This window comes from Cobetia crustatorum, assembly GCF_000591415.1.
Classification (GTDB): Bacteria; Pseudomonadota; Gammaproteobacteria; order Pseudomonadales; family Halomonadaceae; genus Cobetia; species Cobetia crustatorum.
The window spans coordinates 23,240-41,241 of the sequence record NZ_JEMF01000015.1 but is presented as its reverse complement, the minus strand read 5'-3'; the positions used below and the strand labels follow the sequence as shown (position 1 = coordinate 41,241).

General features: G+C 56.6%; 12 protein-coding genes and 1 pseudogene. 9 read left to right on the top strand and 4 right to left on the bottom strand.

The window, feature by feature from the left end; all coding sequences use genetic code 11:
* The first annotated feature begins 306 nt into the window (after positions 1-306).
* The 3 genes and pseudogenes from gmhB (at position 307) to BF12_RS21535 (ending at position 2,704) form a co-directional block, all read left to right on the top strand.
* Positions 307-936 (top strand): D-glycero-beta-D-manno-heptose 1,7-bisphosphate 7-phosphatase, encoded by a 630-nt coding sequence (gene gmhB / locus BF12_RS18500; protein ID WP_084487955.1) that lies wholly within the window; start codon positions 307-309, stop codon positions 934-936.
* A gap of 132 nt (positions 937-1,068) precedes the next feature.
* Positions 1,069-1,580, top strand: a pseudogene (gene luxS / locus BF12_RS18495) (S-ribosylhomocysteine lyase).
* A gap of 191 nt (positions 1,581-1,771) precedes the next feature.
* Positions 1,772-2,704, top strand: coding sequence for an alpha/beta hydrolase (locus tag BF12_RS21535; RefSeq protein ID WP_084487954.1), 933 nt, complete (start codon positions 1,772-1,774; stop codon positions 2,702-2,704).
* An 80-nt stretch (positions 2,705-2,784) separates the two neighbouring features.
* On the opposite strand, the gene gyrB is transcribed toward BF12_RS21535, so the two are convergent.
* The 4 genes from gyrB to dnaA form a co-directional block, all read right to left on the bottom strand.
* On the bottom strand, positions 2,785-5,202 hold the full coding sequence (gyrB, locus tag BF12_RS0103370; RefSeq protein ID WP_024951040.1) for a DNA topoisomerase (ATP-hydrolyzing) subunit B: 2,418 nt from the start codon (positions 5,200-5,202) through the stop codon (positions 2,785-2,787).
* Positions 5,203-5,221: 19 nt separating this feature from the next.
* The gene (gene recF, locus BF12_RS0103365; protein WP_024951039.1) at positions 5,222-6,307 is read right to left on the bottom strand and encodes a DNA replication/repair protein RecF; all 1,086 of its coding nucleotides are present in this window, start codon (positions 6,305-6,307) and stop codon (positions 5,222-5,224) included.
* A 169-nt stretch (positions 6,308-6,476) separates the two neighbouring features.
* Complete coding sequence (gene dnaN / locus BF12_RS0103360; RefSeq protein WP_024951038.1) at positions 6,477-7,580, bottom strand: DNA polymerase III subunit beta; 1,104 nt, start codon at positions 7,578-7,580, stop codon at positions 6,477-6,479.
* A 151-nt stretch (positions 7,581-7,731) separates the two neighbouring features.
* Complete coding sequence (gene dnaA, locus BF12_RS0103355; protein ID WP_024951037.1) at positions 7,732-9,231, bottom strand: chromosomal replication initiator protein DnaA; 1,500 nt, start codon at positions 9,229-9,231, stop codon at positions 7,732-7,734.
* Between the two features lie 953 nt (positions 9,232-10,184).
* On the opposite strand from dnaA, the gene rpmH reads away from it, so the two are divergent.
* From rpmH to BF12_RS0103325, 6 genes are all read left to right on the top strand, one after another.
* Positions 10,185-10,319, top strand: coding sequence for a 50S ribosomal protein L34 (gene rpmH, locus BF12_RS0103350; protein ID WP_024951036.1), 135 nt, complete (start codon positions 10,185-10,187; stop codon positions 10,317-10,319).
* Between the two features lie 11 nt (positions 10,320-10,330).
* Positions 10,331-10,720: a ribonuclease P protein component gene (rnpA, locus tag BF12_RS0103345; protein WP_024951035.1), complete on the top strand. Its 390-nt coding sequence runs from the start codon at positions 10,331-10,333 to the stop codon at positions 10,718-10,720.
* 118 nt (positions 10,721-10,838) lie between these two features.
* Positions 10,839-12,503 carry a membrane protein insertase YidC gene (yidC, locus tag BF12_RS0103340; protein ID WP_024951034.1) on the top strand — a complete coding sequence of 555 codons (1,665 nt, stop codon included), beginning with the start codon at positions 10,839-10,841 and terminating at the stop codon, positions 12,501-12,503.
* Between the two features lie 200 nt (positions 12,504-12,703).
* Positions 12,704-14,131: a tRNA uridine-5-carboxymethylaminomethyl(34) synthesis GTPase MnmE gene (gene mnmE / locus BF12_RS0103335; protein ID WP_024951033.1), complete on the top strand. Its 1,428-nt coding sequence runs from the start codon at positions 12,704-12,706 to the stop codon at positions 14,129-14,131.
* Between the two features lie 108 nt (positions 14,132-14,239).
* Positions 14,240-16,120, top strand: coding sequence for an ABC transporter ATP-binding protein (locus tag BF12_RS0103330; RefSeq protein ID WP_024951032.1), 1,881 nt, complete (start codon positions 14,240-14,242; stop codon positions 16,118-16,120).
* Positions 16,117-17,913 (top strand): ABC transporter ATP-binding protein, encoded by a 1,797-nt coding sequence (locus BF12_RS0103325; RefSeq protein WP_051510704.1) that lies wholly within the window; start codon positions 16,117-16,119, stop codon positions 17,911-17,913. Before BF12_RS0103330 ends, BF12_RS0103325 begins: the two co-directional genes overlap by 4 nt.
* Positions 17,914-18,002 lie beyond the last annotated feature (89 nt).

The following is an 18,002-nucleotide window of genomic DNA, read 5'->3' as shown; positions in this document are numbered from 1 at the left end:
TGTTGAGCATCATGGAATATGGCGTTGCGTGACAGGATTTCACGCAAACAGCGGTGAAAGTCACAAATTCCGCCTTGATACCCTACCTAGGTCGCACTAGAATCCCAGTATAGAAACAGTGTTCGAGAAATTCAGCAGCATGTTACTGCAAGGTTCATGTCTCCAAGCACTCGGCGCCATTTGCCTGTTTACCCGTGTGAGCGTCATGTCGTGACCATGGTCACGACTTTTCCTCAAGGCAAGCGGCGACCCCCTGACAAGCAGCCTGGCTGACGCCCCTGACTGCCCTGATGTGAAGAGTTGACCATGCGTAAACTGATCGTGCTCGACCGTGACGGAGTCATCAACGAAGACTCCGACGCCTTCGTCAAGAACGCTGAAGAGTGGATCGAATATCCTACCTCCATCAAGGCCATCGCACGCCTGACCCGCGCTGGCTATACCGTGGCCGTCGCGACCAATCAGTCCGGTATCGCCCGTGGCCATTTTGGTCACCGCGAGCTTGAGGCCATGCACACCAAGATGATTCAACTGGTGAAAGCCGCAGGCGGTGACATCGCACACATCGCTTACTGCCCGCATGGTCCGGATGATGGCTGTGACTGCCGTAAACCCGAGCCAGGCCTGCTACACCAGATTCAAGACGCACTCCAGATCCCTGATTTTGATGGTGCGTGGATGCTGGGAGACAGCCTGCGTGATCTCGTGGCGGGTCAGAAGGCAGGTTGTCGTGCGGCGCTGGTCATGACGGGCAAGGGACAGAAGACGCTTGCGGACGGTGAAGGCTTGAAGGATGTGCTGGTAGTCGCCAATCTGGCCGACTTCACCAATCGTCTACTGGATGGCGAGCTCAATCATGAGCCATCCGAGGGCGAGCCGGGAAAGTCCCAGCGTAGCTGCAATGGCTGTGAAGCGGCGGCCGAGAGCTATCTCTGACTGCTGGCACTATCGAGCCGCTCGCACTGTCGCATATCACTCTAATGACAGGCAGCGATATGCTACCCTTCAAGCATGAAACAGCGTAGGTAATACCTGCTCTCTCCTTCCCCTCATGCTTGGAGGCTTCACATGCCATTACTGGATAGCTTTACCGTCGACCACACCATCATGAAGCTCCCGCCGTACGTGTGGCCAAGAAGATGGGAACGCCGAAGGGTGACAACATCACCGTTTTCGATCTGCGTTTCTGTGTGCCTAACGAAGAGATTCTTTCCGAGAAAGGCATTCACACTCTTGAGCACTTGTTCGCCGGCTTCATGCGCGATCACCTCAATGGTCACGACGTCGAAATTATCGACCTCTCACCAATGGGATGCCGTACCGGCTTTTACATGAGCCTGATTGGCGAGCCGGAAGAAGCCCGCGTAGCAACTGCCTGGTCTGCTGCCATGCAGGATGTGCTGAACGTGGCACGCCAGGAAGAGATTCCTGAGCTCAACATCTATCAGTGCGGCACCGCCCAGATGCACTCTCTGGAAGAAGCCAAGCAGATTGCCACCAATATCCTGTCACGCAATATTGGTGTGAACCTGAATGAAGAGCTGAAGCTTGACGAAGGCTTCCTGAATCAAGCGCATTAAGTCAGTATGTAAGCGTTATTAATTGACTTGAGTATTAATAGAACGCTTCATGCTTGAAAACCGGTCTCTGCCCATACAGAGATCGGTTTTTTTTTCGTTACAAAAAAGATCCATGCCTGACAATATCGCTATGCTGTTAAAACATTCAGATAGTCACCTCTTTCTTGCCGTACTTGCCTGGGTAACCACCAATGCCAGAGAAAAGCGATCATGCTTTTGATTTCACTACTTTTCTAGCAGACAAAGCTACATGGTCAATCCCTGCCTCACTAGAGCCTTATACCTGCCGTGATGGTAGCTCATTGGGGTGCCGACACTACTCTGCAATGAAAGTATCTGAAGCAAGTCAACTATGTGACGAGAGACATATCATCCTTATCCACGGATCCAGTAGCGATAGCCGCTATCTCGCCACCTTAGCGACACAGCTCGCAACGGTTGGATATCACATTCATACACCGGATCTACGTGGCCACGGTCCTGCACCTGCTCGACGGGGGGATATTGATCACAGTCAGCAGCTGGAAGAGGATATTGAAGATCTCATCACATCCTTGGCACTATCGAAAAAAGCCACTCTACTCATCGCTGGTCACTCCGCAGGCGGCGGATTGGCACTGCGCTTTGCTGCTGATATTTTACGACGGCAACCGTTAGATATATCCCTTGCCGGAGTTATATTGCTGGCACCCTATCTTCATTATCGCGCTCCCAATACGCGCCACGACTCCACATGGGCGACTCCTAACATACCGAGAATGCTGCTTTGTAGCCTGCTTGCAGGACTCGGCATTCATGCGTGCGATCATTTAGAAGTACTGACTTTCAACATCCCGAAACAATATCGTGATTCAAATACCACTTCTGCCTATTCCTGGCGAATGATGCAAGGCATCAATCCACAGCATTATCAGCGTGATCTCGCGATGCTGGCTCAACATGGAGTACCGCTACTAGCGATGATTGGAGAGCATGATGAAGCCTTTCATGCCGAACGACTAGGGAACAGCCTGCTGCCATTCCATGAAAAAACGCAACTGGAAGTAATGGATAATGTCGATCACCTTGGTATCGCAACCTCAGAGATGACTGGAAAGTGTATCGATAAGTGGCTGACAAGCTGACTATCTGATGGAGTCCTATAAAAACGGCCCCTGATCAATGACCAGGGGCCGTTTTTTAATTACCGCACATCTTCATGCCATCAGACATCAAGATTGGCGACCAGCGCGAAGCGCTCAATAAAGTCACGACGCGGTTCAACTTCATCACCCATCAGGGTATTGAACATCATGTCAGCGCTCACCGCATCTTCGATGGTGACGCGTAGCATGCGGCGATGTTCTGGATCCATCGTGGTTTCCCACAGCTGGCCCGGATTCATCTCGCCCAACCCTTTGTAGCGCTGAATGCTGAAACCACGCGCTGCTTCCTTCATTAGCCAGTCGAGTGCTTCGTAGAAAGTAACGACTTCTTTCCTGCGCTCGCCACGCGAGACAAAGCTACCTTCTTCCAGTAATCCGTTAAGCATCGAACCAAGCTCACTCAGCTCGCGATAATCGGCAGACTTGAAGAAGTCGATATCCCACAGATAATCACTGGTGACACCGTGTGCCATTAATGTCACTGCCGGCAGGTAGAGATTACGCTCAGTATCGTGGCTGATGCTGAAGTCGTAATGAGGGCCGCCTTCATAGGCAATCAGCTCATCCATCTCATGCTGAAGGCCATTAATCCAACTCCGTACCTGTGCTTCGTCGGCCAAGGCCACTTCATCAATATGCGGTGCATGCACAATCTTGCGCAGCACAGCAGAAGGATATACACGCGCCAAACGATCAATACGCTTCATCACGCCGCGATATTGGCTGACGAGCGTCTCCAGCTGAGTACCACCAATACCCGGCGCTTCGCTATTCACGTGCAGCTTGCCGCCGTCGAGCGCGGTGGCGGTCAGATAATCCTGCAGCGCCTGCTCGTCCTTCAAGTATTGCTCATGTTTGCCACGCTTGATCTTATAAAGCGGCGGCTGAGCAATGAAGATATGGCCACGCTCAATCAGCTCCGGCATCTGACGGAAGAAGAAAGTCAGCAACAGGGTACGAATGTGCGAACCATCAACGTCGGCATCCGTCATGATGATGACAGAGTGATAACGCAGCTTGTCCGGATTGAACTCTTCACGCCCAATACCACAGCCCAGAGCAGTGATCAGCGTGCCAACCTCGACAGAAGACAGCATCTTGTCGAAACGTGCTTTCTCGACGTTGAGGATCTTGCCCTTCAACGGCAGGATCGCCTGAGTACGACGATCTCGCCCTTGCTTGGCTGAACCACCAGCTGAATCACCCTCGACCAGGTACAGTTCAGAGAGGCTGGGATCTTTTTCCTGACAGTCTGCCAATTTACCCGGCAGGCCCGCGATATCCAGCGCACCCTTGCGACGCGTCATATCACGCGCCTTACGGGCGGCTTCACGCGCGCGCGCTGCATCCAGCATCTTGTTGACGATGCCCTTGGCTTCGTTGGGCTTCTCGATCAGGTACTCGGAGAACAACCGGCCCATTTCCTGCTCGACCGCAGTCTTGACCTCAGAAGAGACCAGCTTATCTTTAGTCTGCGAGGAGAACTTCGGGTCCGGCACCTTGACCGAGATGATCGCGGTCAGACCTTCGCGGGCATCATCGCCAGTGGTGCCAACCTTGGACTTCTTGAGCAAACCTTCCGCCTCAATATAGCTATTGAGGGTACGCGTCAACGCAGCACGGAAACCTGCCAGGTGAGCCCCACCATCACGCTGCGGAATATTGTTGGTGTAACAGAAGATATTTTCGGAGAAGCCATCATTCCACTGCATCGCCACTTCAACGACGATGCCGTCCTCGCGCTCCATTTCGAAATGGAATACAGGATTCAGTGGCGTCTTATTGGTATTGATGTGATTGACGAATGCCTTCAGGCCGCCTTCATAGTGGAACAGCTCTTCCTTGCCGCTGCGCTCATCGATCAAACGAATCGCCACACCGGAATTCAGGAAGGACAGCTCGCGCAGGCGCTTGGCCAGAATATCGTAATGGAACTCGATATTGGCAAAGGTCCGGTCGGAAGGCTTGAAGCGGACCAGAGTGCCGGTCTTTTCCGTCTTGCCCACAACACCCAGCGGAGCTTGCGGCTCGCCGTAACGATAGATCTGTTCGTGAACATTACCCTGACGCCAGATGGTCAGCTTGAGCTCTTCAGACAGTGCATTAACGACCGAGACACCCACGCCGTGCAACCCACCGGAAACCTTATAGGAGTTGTCGTCAAACTTACCGCCAGCGTGTAGTACCGTCATGATAACTTCGGCAGCACTGACGCCTTCTTCCTCGTGAATCTCGGTCGGTACTCCACGGCCGTTATCACTAACGGAAACCGACTCGTCTGCGTGGATGACCACCCGGACTTCGCTACAGTGCCCTGCCAGTGCCTCGTCGATGGAGTTATCCACCAGCTCGAACACCATGTGATGCAGCCCCGTGCCATCATCGGTATCACCGATATACATACCGGGGCGCTTGCGTACGGCATCTAGTCCCTTGAGGACCTTGATGCTCGATGAGTCGTAAGCCTGTTCGCTCATTGGCTTCTCCGTCGTGAAATCATTCCGTGTGCAGTCGCCCGTGTTCCACGTGAAACATTCTGACATTCGTGTTTGGCAGCCATACCCGATCCAATGCTTCGGGTTCGACGCAGGTCACGAAGACCTGACAATCGAGGCTAGCCAATAGCTGGCAGAATAGACGGCGATGTTCGCCATCCAATTCCGCTGGCAGATCGTCAATCAGATAGACACAGGTACGTCCGTTCATTTCTTCGAGCAATCGCCCCTGAGCCAGCTTGAGAGCACTGACAACCAGCTTCTGCTGGCCGCGTGACAGCACCTCGACCGCAGGCCGGCGCCCTAGACGAATACGTAGGTCAGCGCGCTGCGGCCCCGTCTGGGTAAATCCCATATGGCTGTCGCTATCACGGCCGGCGGCAAGCACTTCACCTAGTGAGCGCTTGGCGTCCCAGCCGCGCTGATAGCGCAGGGTGAGCTCGGGTAATTCAATCAACTCGGCAAGCGTGGCCTGAAACAACGGTGCCAGCGCTTGCATGTATTCCATGCGCAGGGCATCGAGACATTCACTCCAGTGAGCAAACTCACGATCCCAGACGTTCAGTGCCTGAGCGTCCATCTTACCATGCCTGAGCAGCGCGTTCCGATGTTTGAGGGCGCGCCGCACGCGGCGCCAGACATCGAAAAAGTCATGTTTCACGTGAAACACACCCCAGTCGAGAAACTCACGCCGTGCGGAGGGTGAGCCTTCCAGCAATCGGAAAGCATCCGGGTTAATCAATTGCAGGGGTAACGCCTGGGCAAGCTGTGCGACACGCTCGACTTTTTCGCCATCCAACCGCATCTCAAGACCATCAGCCGCCTGATCTCGTCGCACACCTAAGGGCCGCGATGGCTCTCCCGACAGACGCCCGAACAATGTCATACCTGCCGTATCATGGGCGATAGCATGCTTGAGCTTATGGGTGCGGAAAGAGCGCGCCAATCCAAGTACATGGATGCCTTCTAGCAGGCTCGATTTGCCACTGCCATTAGCACCACTCACCAGATTGATTCCTCGCTCTGGCACCATGTCGACAGGCGCCAGATTACGCAGGTTCTGGAATTGCAGACGTTCAAGCGCCATGGCGGCCTCGGCGTGGACTGAAAAGAAAAACTCGCGGCACTAATATGACAACACCCATGATCGTCGGCCAAGAGGATCATGGGTGTTGTCGTTAACTGTTGCGCTACATCACTGATGGGAACAGCATTATTATGATTCAAGATACTGTTTTATATAGTTTATTTTATAATTACAGGCGCATTGGCATAACTACGTAACGCGCATCACCACCACCTGGCTCTTCCAGAAGTGCCGAGCTATTGCCATCAGAGAGCGTCAATTGCACACGATCCGAGTCCAACACGCCTAGCACGTCAATCAGGTAACCAACATTGAATCCGATTTCCAGACCCGCCCCCTGGTAGTCGAGGCTGATGTTTTCCTCGGCCTCTTCCTGCTCCGGGTTATTAGCCAGCACACGCAAGTTACCGGCCTCAAGGTGCAGGCGTACCCCGCGATACTTCTCATTGGAGAGAATCGCCGTACGCGACAGTACCTGACGCAGCTCGGCACGCTCAGCAATGATGACCTTATCGCCACCACGCGGCACAACACGCTCGTAATCCGGGAACTTGCCGTCAACCAGCTTGGAAGTGAAGGTGAAATCACCAGTCTGAGCGCGCACATGCGTGCCACTCACGGTCAGAGTCATCGGCTCATTGCTACCATCCAACAAACGTGCCAGCTCCAGAATACCCTTGCGCGGAATGATCAGCTTCTGGGATTCGCTGACACTGATATCAGCCGCCTGCTCGCAGACTGCCAAGCGGTGGCCATCCGTTGCCACGGTACGCACAATATTGCTGGTCAGCTCGAGCAGCATGCCATTGAGGTAGTAGCGCACATCCTGCTGCGCCATCGCGAAAGATGTCGCATCGATAAGATGCTTGAGCGTACCGCGCGGCAAGCTGATGGTGACATCGCCCTGACCATCATCGATATTCGGGAACTCAGCGACCGGTAGTGTCGACAAGGTAAAACGGGAGCGGCCACTACGCAGAATGGCACGCCCTTCTTCCAGCGCCAGCGTGATTTCACTGCCATCCGGAAGTGACTTGCAGATATCCATCAGCTTGCGTGCAGGCACGGTAGCCGAGCCCGGCTCATCGACACGGCTCGGCTCGACACGACCGATCAGCTCGACCTCAAGATCGGTGCCTGTCAGCGACAACTGCTGGTCGGAAACTTCAAGCAATACATTGGATAGCACCGGCAGCGTCTGACGACGCTCAACCACACCCGCCACCAGGGACAGTGGGCGCAGCAGGGCTTCACGCGAAATGGAAAATTTCATGGAGACTCCACTCTCTGGAAACGGGGCAAGTGCTCGCTGCCACAGCAGCGCGCACTCAAAAAAGATTCAGGGCCAACGGGATACAAGGCCCAATGCGCACAGCGAGTCAAATCGACAATTGTCGCCAACCCTACCCGCCGCTGCAATGCGATCAACTGGTCAATAGACGCAGTAGATTCTTGTAGTCCTCACGAATGTCAGCGTTCTCTTCACGCAGCGAGGCCACCTTGCGACACGCGTGCAGCACGGTCGTATGATCACGACCACCGAAGGCATCACCGATTTCCGGCAAGCTATGGTTGGTGAGCTCCTTGGCCAGCGCCATAGCCACCTGACGTGGTCGGGCGACCGAGCGCGAGCGCCGTTTGGAGTGGAGATCAGAAATCTTGATCTTGTAGTACTCAGCGACGGTGCGCTGAATATTATCCACACCTACCTGCTTGTCTTGCAGTGCCAGCAGATCTTTCAGCGACTCACGAATGAAGTCCTGGGTGATCACACGCCCCATGAAGTGGGAGTCCGCGATGACCTTCTTCAGGGCCCCCTCCAACTCACGCACATTGGAGCGGATCTTCTGGGCAATGAAGAAAGCGGCATCGTGCGGTAGATCAACCTTGGCCTGGTCAGCCTTCTTCATCAGGATCGCGACGCGCGTCTCTAGCTCAGGTGGCTCGATGGCGACAGTCAGCCCCCAGCCAAAGCGGGACTTGAGTCGCTCTTCGACGCCATTGATCTCTTTCGGATAGCGATCCGATGTCAAAATCATCTGCTGGCCGCCTTCAAGCAACGCATTGAAGGTGTGGAAGAACTCCTCCTGAGAGCGCTCCTTACCCGCAAAGAACTGAATGTCATCAATCAGCAGCGCATCGACTGAACGATAGAAGCGCTTGAAATCATTGATGGCATTGAGCTGCAACGCCTTGACCATGTCGGCCACGAAGCGCTCTGAATGCAGGTAGACCACCTTGGCATTCTCGCCTCCTTGCTTGGCGAGATGATTGCCCACTGCGTGCATCAAGTGGGTTTTACCCAAGCCCACGCCGCCATAAAGGAATAGCGGGTTGTAAGCGCCACCAGGATTTTCGGATACCTGGCGTGATGCTGCACGCGCCAGCTGGTTCGACTTGCCTTCGACAAAGGTTTCGAAGGTGAAGTTCGGGTTCAAACCATTGGAGTGCTTGAGACTGCCTTCGACCTGCACTTGGCGTGCATTACGACGCGGGGCTCTATCGCGCAAGCCATCACCAGCCATCTCGCGCTCTTCGCCGAGATTACCGCGCGGTGGCGTATGCACATGTGGCGAACGCGGGCTCGGCATCTGGCCAGGCGCTTGTGCCTGAGCAGATGAAGAAGTGGATGAAGAAGACGCGGGGCTTCCTTCCGGTCGCGGATTGGACACCGTACGTCGACTACCCACACTGAGTTCGACCTTGGGCGGCTTGCCCGGTGCCAACTCACGCAGTAGTTCGTGGATACGTTTGAGGTACTTGTCATTGACCCAATCACGCACGAAGCGGTTGGGAGCGAGTAGGCACAGCTCTCCGCTGTCACCTTCTTCAGCCTGCAGAGGACGAACCCAAGTGTTGAACTGCTGTGAATTCAGCTCGTCTTGCAGTGCGTCAAGACATTGTTGCCAAAGTGCGAGCGACACGCGACCTCACATCCAGTTGTCGAAGGGGCGGCCATTGTATAGCTCAAGCCCTGAGTTATCCACACGACATCTGCGTCATGAGCTGTTGTGGACAACATGGGTATTGAGGACCCTCTTACTTTGGGAAAGGTTGGGGAGCAATATGAGACGACTCAGACGCTGGGGACAAGTCAACACTTATGCACACAGCCATGCACAGGGTAATATCAGGTTTTCCACTGCTTATCGTCAGAGATATCCTGATGACAGAAGATTGAGCTAACTCTAGAAAAATAGGTTATCCACAGAATCTCCCTCCCTCTATAGTTATTAGTTACTCAGAATTACCTCTTTATAGTAATGATAGGGGCAATGCTAAAAATGCGTCTCGGATCAAGCTCAGCGCTGCACTCCTGATCAGGTCGACTCAAGGTTATCCACTGGGCCTTTGATGCTCGATGATGCATACATCGCTGACTGGCCTGCTACACAAATCGTGGGGTCGTACGAGCATCTCTGCCTCATGCCGGATGGGCGAAGTCAGCACCTTACGAAACCGCAGCGCAGCAAAAATATCTGCTGGTTTAGCATGAGAAACCACTTCAGTTTTTCGGTCTTGTCTTTCAAGTCTCGCCACTTTGGGTTTCGTGTATTCCTCGCTTGGAATGCAAGTCTCTCTGGCCACACCTCAGCTCCCCAGGCAGTGCCTGTCAGAAAAACTGATTTTTTTTGCCTGCCAACGTCCAAATTCCGCCCCGTCACCGGTAGACAGGAAACGCCATCTGACGGGCGGCGCGAGGCATCGTCACCCTGAAATGCCACGAACCAGCTGTGGACAACTTTTCGACTCGACATTGCAAGCCACTTGCAGATTCACTAGAATCCCTGCCCCTGACCAATCTGCCCTGTCCTCATGTGGATACAGGGCAACATTCGTTGACCTTTTCCAAACAACCACGTGGGAAGAAGCAGCTATGAAACGCACATTTCAGCCGAGCGTCCTTAAGCGCAAGCGCACACACGGTTTCCGTGCTCGTATGGCGACCAAAGGTGGCCGTGCGGTCATCCAGCGCCGTCGTGCGAAAGGCCGTAAGCGTCTGAGCGCCTGATCGAGGCCCGGATGTCCCGTCAGGGATTTCCCCGGCAGCTTCGCTTGCTGACTGCCGGGGATTACCGGCACGTCTTCGATCACACCATCCTCAAGGTACACGGCAAGGGGCTTTTGGCCCTGGCCTGTCCGAATGACCTAGGGCATGCCCGCCTGGGGTTGGTGTTCAGCAAGAAGAACGTGCGCCGTGCCGTAGATCGCAACCGCCTCAAACGTCTGACGCGAGAATCCATTCGCCTCCGCCAGCAACGCCTTCCGGCCATCGACATTGTCGTTCTGGCCAAACGAGGCGTAAATGAGCTGGATAACGAGACCCTTCATCGCCAGCTTGACGGCATGTGGTCTCGTCTGGAGAAGGATGCCAGACGTCTGAAAGCGGCCAAGTCAACGCCACCTGCCTGACGCGACACCTACCCGGTGCGTCCGGCATGTGGCGTTTTTTTCGTTATACGCCCATCCGTTCGTGACCGGTCTCATCTGACTCCCGCCAGATTGATTCACCCTCCAACGGGCATACACAATGGACGTCAAACGATTACTCCTCGTGATTCCGCTTGCGGTTGTCGCCTATCTCATGGTGATCCAGTGGAACAAGGATTACGATCAGCCGGCTGCGGAAACACAGGCTCCTCAGGTCGCCGCTCAGGCTGCCAAAGCGACTGCCCAAGGCTTAGAAGCCCCAAGCAGTAGCACGACTGCTAACACTGCTGCAGGTCTCTCCACACCGGACACCGCTGCCAGCACCCCGAGCAGTAATCTGATTGAAATCAAGACTGATGTGCTTGACCTGCGTATCGATCCGCAGGGTGGCGACGTGGTCTACGCCGCGCTACTTGAGCACAAACAGAATAACGCCTCCGAGTCTCCCTTCGTCCTGCTGTCTGATAATCAGTCGCGCAGCTACGTTGCCAAGTCTGGCCTGCAGCTAGAGGGACACAAGGGACGCATCGCCTTCTCCGCCGACAGCAACAGCTACACACTGGGCGAGAACGACGACAATCTGCAGATTGATCTGAAGGCCGACGTCAATGGCGTCGCTGTCATCAAGCGCTTCACCGTCAGCAAGAATAGCTACCAGCTCAAGGTCGACTACCTGTTGGACAACCAGTCCCAGCAGCCGACCAACGCTCGTTTCATTGGACAGCTAGCGCGCGATAACAGCGCAGATCCGTCTACTGGCGGCGGCATGGGCATGAAGTCTTACCTGGGTGCGGCCTTCTCTTCCGAAGAGAACCACTACCAGAAGATCGACTTCGACGACATTCAGGATGGCAGCTTCAAGAATGCCGACATCCAGGGTGGCTGGGTCTCCATGATCCAACATTACTTCGTCTCTGCCTGGGTCCCGGCCGAAGGCCAGAAGAACCTGTACTACACCAGCGTCGACAAACAGCAACGTAACGTGGCGGCCTTTGCCAGCCCGTCCACGCAGATCGCTGCCGGTCAGCAAGCTGAACTAGGCGCCACCTTGTACGTGGGCCCGAAAGATCAAGACCAGCTGGAAGCCACCGCACCGTACCTGGAGCTGGTTGTCGACTTCGGCTGGCTGTGGTTCCTCGCCAACCCGCTGTTCTGGCTGCTGGAGCACATCCATGCACTGGTCGGTAACTGGGGTGCTTCCATCATCCTGCTGACCGTTCTAGTCAAGGTTGTGCTATTCCCGCTGTCTGCGACTGCCTACCGCTCGATGGCCAAGATGCGCAAGATGGGCCCCGAGATGCAGCGCATCAAGGAGAAGCATGGCGGCGACCGTCAGAAAGTCTCCCAGGAGATGATGAAGTTCTACCAGACGGAGAAGATCAATCCGCTGGGCGGCTGTCTGCCTATCGTCATTCAGATGCCAGTCTTCATCGCGCTGTACTGGATGCTGATGGAATCCGTGGAGCTGCGCCACGCGCCGTTCATGCTATGGATTCAGGATCTCTCGATGAAAGATCCGCTGTTTATCCTGCCGATCATCATGGGCGCCACGATGTTCATTCAGCAGCAGCTGAATCCGACACCTCCGGACCCCACCCAGGCGAAGATCATGAAGATGCTGCCTATCGTCTTCACCTTCTTCTTCCTGTGGTTCCCGGCGGGTCTGGTCCTGTACTGGATCGTCAACAACACGCTGTCGATCACCCAGCAGTACTTCATCACGCGCCAGATCGAAAAAGCCGAGCCGGTCAAGAAAAGCATCTAACGTGCTTTACTCCGCCTCGACATGATCGATGCATGACTGACACGACCCTCGCCTCTGCCGGGGGTCGTGTCGTTTCAGGGAGTGTCTTTCAGGCTTGGCTCTCCTCACGCCATCCTCCTCACTTGCTGTCACGGGGCACCAACCGCGACAATATGTGCCATCTCCTCTTCACTTTCTGGCTCCTTGCCCGAGGTCTTCGCATGTCTTCCGTCTATCAGCCCGACTCCATCGCTGCGCTGGCCACTCCCCCTGGTCGTGGTGGCGTCGGTATCATCCGCGTCTCCGGCCCCGCCTGCCAGGCCATTGCTCAGGAAATGCTTGGCCTGTGTCCTGCGCCACGCCACGCTCACTACGGCCCCTTCATGGGCCGGGGAATGGATGGCAGCCCCACCGCCCTCGATGAGGGAATTGCGCTCTACTTCAAGGGCCCGAACTCCTTCACCGGCGAGGATGTACTGGAGCTACAGGGTCACGGTGGCCCAGTGATCATGGACCTGCTGCTGGAGCGCTGCGTCCAGCTTGGCGCACGCCTGGCACGTCCCGGCGAGTTCTCCGAGCGTGCCTTCCTGAATGACAAGCTGGACCTTGCCCAGGCTGAGGCGATTGCCGACCTGATCGACGCCAGCTCACGTGCGGCCGCCGAGAATGCGCTGCGTTCGCTCAAGGGCGAGTTCTCGACCCGTGTCAGCGCGCTGGTACAGCGTCTGATCGAGCTGCGTATCTACGTCGAAGCGGCGATCGATTTTCCGGAAGAAGAGATCGATTTTCTCGCCGATGGCCATGTCGCTGCTCGCCTCACTGACGTCAAAGCCGAGCTAGCCGGCGTACGTGCCGCTGCCAATCAAGGTGCGCTGATGCGTGAGGGCATGACGGTGGTGATCGCCGGGCGTCCGAATGCCGGCAAGTCTAGCCTGCTCAACGCACTGACCGAGCAGGACACCGCCATTGTCACGGATATCGAAGGCACCACGCGCGACGTACTGCGTGAACACATTCATCTCGACGGCATGCCGCTGCATATCATCGACACCGCTGGGCTGCGTGATACGCCTGATGCCGTTGAGCGTATCGGCGTGCAACGCGCCTGGAGTGAGATAGAGAAGGCCGACCGTGTCCTGTTACTCGTGGACGCTGCGACAACAACAGCGACTGACCCTATGGAAATCTGGCCGGAATTCGTGGCTCGTCTACCGGACCCTACCCGGCTGACGCTGGTGCGCAACAAGATCGACACCAGTGGTGAAACGCCAGGGCTGACAGATGCGCATGCTGTCACGGACGATCAAGCGGGCAGTCTCGAGCTGGCCCGCCATCAGGCCAGCGTCGTGCGTATCTCTGCACGTGATAATCAAGGCCTCGACGCCCTGCGCAATCACCTGAAGGACATCATGGGCTTCACTGGCACGGCCGAAGGCCGCTTCAGCGCTCGCCGTCGTCACCTGGATGCCCTTGAGCGCGCTGGCGAATCTCTCGACAACGGTGAAGCCCAATTACTGGGTGCCAGCGCCGGCGAGCTATTGGCTGAAGACCTTCGCGCTGCCCAGATGGCGCTGTCAGAGATCACCGGCGAGTTCTCCGCTGACGACCTGCTCGGTGAGATCTTCGGCAGCTTCTGTATCGGCAAGTAGCCCCGTCAATACCTCACGCCTTCTTGCCTTACCTCGTCGCTACCTCGCTATACTGCCCCTGCCGATCACCTCCGACAGGCGGGGGCGAAGGCAGGGACAGGAGGTAATATGGCGGGACGCGAGGCACCAGCAGCGGTGCAAGATGCCACACAGAACGGCGATGACGTCGATACATCGCAAACCTCTCTCTCCAATGCTCCCTCTGCCACCCCGCTCCGCAGCCTGCTGATTGCCTTCTTCAAGCGCCATTGGCCACGCTATCTGCTGGCCATCGTGTTTCTGGTTGGCGTGGCAGGACTGAATCTACTCTTGCCGTGGGCCATTGGCGCCACTATCGACGCCTTGCGCGCTGGCACGCTGGATCGCGAAGCATTAATGTCACGTCTACTGTGGCTAGTCGGCGCGGGAGTCGGGCTCTACATGCTGCGTTATGCCTGGCGCGTCACCTTGTTCGGGACCGCCTATCAGCTGGGTACCGAGCAGCGTGATGCCTTTCACGCCAAGCTGACGCGCCTCGATCCCGGCTTCTATCAGAAACATCGGACGGGTGACCTGATGGCACATGCCAGCCAGGATATCGATGCCGTGGAGATGGCGGCCGCCGAAGGCGTGCTATCCAGTGTCGATGGGGCGATGACCTTCGTGCTGGTGCTCGGCATCATGCTGATCGGTATCGACATTCCTCTGACGCTACTCGCGCTGTTGCCCTTTCCGTTCATGGCATGGGCCTTTGCCCGTATCTCCGCCCGTATCGGTGAACGATTTCGCGAGTCACTCGAGCGCTTCTCTGATCTTAATGACCAGACACAAGAAGCCTTTGCGGGCATTCGCATGCTCAGAAGTCACGCACTGCTCGATGACGAGACAGCGGCCTTTTCTCAGCGAGCTGCCGCCGCTGAGGCCATCGACTACCGCGTCCAGAAGCTCGAAGCCACCTTTGATCCGGTGGTATTCATCTCACTGTCAGTGGCAACGCTACTCACGCTTGGTGTGGGAAGCTGGCGCTACCTCGACGATGCCATCACGCTCGGCCAACTCACCAGCTTCAGCCTCTATCTGGCCCAGCTGATCTGGCCAATGTTCGCACTCGGCTGGTGCCTCAACATTCTGCAGCGCGGTGCGGCCGCCGCACGCCGGCTGGCCGTGTTCCATTCTGCGCCAGAAGCACTTCAAGACACCGGGACTCGCCATGAAGTATGCGATCACTCACTTCGCCTTGAAGTGAGCAGTTTCAGCTATCCCGGCAGCCAACAGTGTGCACTGGGGCCACTGTCACTGAAGATTGATGCGGGTGAGAGCCTGGGCATCGTAGGCGCAACCGGCAGCGGTAAATCGACGTTGCTGCGCCTGCTGTCACGTAGTTGGCCGATGACGGCATCACAGGGGCGACTAGAGCTAGGCGGCCATGAAGCAAGCGAGTACTCACTATCTTCCTGGCGCCCGCAGTTCTCACTAGTGCCACAGGACCCCTTCCTGTTCGCACTCTCGGTCGCCGACAACGTCGCCCTCGCACGCCCCGAAGCCAGCCACGCCGAGATTCGTCACGCCCTGACAGCTGCCGCCTTCGATGATGACCTGCGTCGCCTACCTGACGGCCTCGATACGTTGATAGGTGAACGTGGCATCACGCTATCAGGAGGACAGCGCCAGCGCCTGGCACTCGCCCGCAGCTTGCTCACCGAAGCGCCAATCCTGCTGCTCGATGACACATTGTCAGCAGTGGACCAGGTGACTGAGCGCACCTTGCTGACAACCCTCGCTCGTCTGCAACAGCCAGACGCCAACGGTCGGCGGCGTACCTTGATCATCAATAGTCATCGCCTATCCGCGGTACAGGCTTGCCACAACATAGTGGTCTTGAAGGAAGGGAGCATTCTTGAACAAGGTGATCACGCCACGCTGCTGGCCGCGCGCGGGGCTTACTGGCACCTGTGGCAAGTCCAGCAATCGCGCCGTGACACCGATCGTCCTCCGGGAGAGCACTCATGAGCCCCTCTGACGCCTCACAGACGCACACCCATGGCTCATTACGGCTGATCAGTCGTCGACGCCTCAAGCTATTGTGGCAGCCGCTGGCGGCACGTCGCGGTGCCGTCATGCGCGCCATGCTGATACTTGTCGCGGCCACCGCGCTGGATGTTCTGGGCCCCTGGCTGACACAGCGCTATCTCGATGACCATTTGATTGCCGGCAATCTGGCGCCGGAAGCGCTCATGGCGCTGCTGGGCCTCTATGTCATCACGCAGCTTGGCGCAGCAGCCGGACGCTACCTTCAACAACTGCGTTTTGCGCGTCTGGCGCTGGCCAGTGTTCGCGATCTACGTGAGCGAGTCTTCACTCACCTGCTTCATCTGCCGCTGGCAAAGCTCGATACCATTGCGGCTGGCGAGCTGGTCGCACGCGTCACCAACGATACCGAATCGCTCAAGGAGTTGTATGTCGGCGTGCTGGCGACGCTTGTCGGCAATGTAGTGTTGTTGATCGGGATTCTGTCGGCGATGGCACTGATGGACGGGACGCTCGCGCTGATCGCCATGGCGCTCATTCCACTGGCCATCGGCATGATCTGGCTCTACCAGCGTTTTTCGGGACGCGCAGCCCGCGAAGTGCGTCAGCTACGTGCACTGCAGAACGCGCGTATCGCCGAAGCCATCGGCGGTATGAGCGTTCTGCAGGCCAGCCACCAGACCGAGCGCTTCAATCAGCGCTACCATCTACTCAATGTCGCGCAATACCGGGCGCGTATGCGCACGGTACGCGTCTCTGGCCTGCTGCTGCGCTCGGCGATCGACCTGATGGCCATGCTGATCACCCTTACTCTCGTCGCAGTTTTTGGGCTACGAGAGCTGGGTGGTGGCGCAGAGCTGGGTGTGCTCTATGCCTTCATCGCTTGGCTGGGTCGCATCAGCGAACCCTTGATCGAGATCACCCAGCGGCTGCAGGTCTTTCAATCGGCACTGGTCGCGGCAGGACGCCTTGAGGAAGTGCTCGACCAACCGCGCGAAGTGTCTCCGATGACGCTGAAGACCTCAGATGCCAGTGAATCGATAGCAAGTGGTCACTATCGCCTTGATCACCTTGAATTCAGGCATATAGGCACTGACAGCATCACACTCAACGATATTACTCTGACGATCGACAGCGGCGAGTTCATCGGCGTGGTCGGCCCTACCGGCAGTGGCAAGTCCACCCTCCTCGACCTGTTGAGCGGACAGCGTCCAGTGCAGGGTGAGCAACTGATGCTGGATGGACGCCCGCTCAGCGATTGGCCAGCGAGCCAGCGAGCACATGCGATTGCCATCGTTCCTCAAGAGCCCTTCATCCGCGCCACCAGCTTGCGTGACAATCTGCTACTGGGGCGTGAAATAGACGCTGAGCGGCTGAATGGTGTGCTGGAGAAGGCACACCTGGCGCCGCTGGTGGCCAGCCTCCCCCTCGGTCTCGAGACTCTGCTGGGAGAGCGTGGGCTGAGCCTCTCAACCGGTGAGAGACAGCTACTCGCACTAGGAAGAGCGCTGATAACCACCCCGAGAGTACTGCTGCTGGACGAGGCGACCGCCAGCATCGATAGCCACACCGAAGCACTTCTGCAGCAGGCGCTGCATGAGCTACGTGGCGAGGTCACCTTGATTGTGGTGGCGCATCGTCTCGCTACCGTACGCGATGCTGATCGCCTGCTGGTGCTGGAACAAGGGCGCGTCACCCAGCTGGGAACGCATAACGCACTGATGGCGACGCCAGGGCTTTATCGCCGCCTATGGCAAGAGGATATTCCTCACTGATCGCACCATATCCTCTCGTGGACCCACTGCTTTTTCTTGTGAATGCAAAACGCCCCCGCAGGCTTGGCCTGTGGGGGCGTTTTGTTCTG